This is a genomic window from Marinicauda pacifica (assembly GCF_004793635.1).
GTDB lineage: Bacteria > Pseudomonadota > Alphaproteobacteria > Caulobacterales > Maricaulaceae > Marinicauda > Marinicauda pacifica.
Genome location: NZ_SRXV01000014.1, coordinates 1 through 337, shown reverse-complemented (window position 1 = coordinate 337; position 337 = coordinate 1). Strand labels below are relative to the sequence as shown.

The window sequence follows — 337 nt, the reverse complement described above, 5'->3', positions numbered from 1 at the left end:
CCCGCCACAGCGAGCCCGGATTGGCGTCCAGGCCGCGCGTCGCGGCGATGGAGCGAAGCTGGGCGACGTGTCGCGTCTGGGGATCCTGGGAGCCGTAAATCGCCGGAGTAGGTGCGCCCATATTCATCGAGCCGATATTTTCCATCGGGCTCATGGGCGGGGCCTGGCCGACATAGGACAGGCGTTCGCCCGCGGCGCAGGCGGTCAGGGTGCTGGCGCTGAGCAGAAGCAGGGCCCTCCGGGTAAGAGTGGGTCGCATCAGATGGGTCTCCTTAGGACGCGGCGCCGTAGCCGCCGACGCGGGCCAGGCCGGGGCCATGGGCGCGCGCCTCGACGG

General features: G+C 70.6%; 1 pseudogene. It reads right to left on the bottom strand.

The window, feature by feature from the left end:
• Positions 1-259 (bottom strand): annotated as a pseudogene (locus tag E5162_RS14220) (hypothetical protein); the annotation flags it as partial.
• Between the last annotated feature and the right edge of the window lie 78 nt (positions 260-337).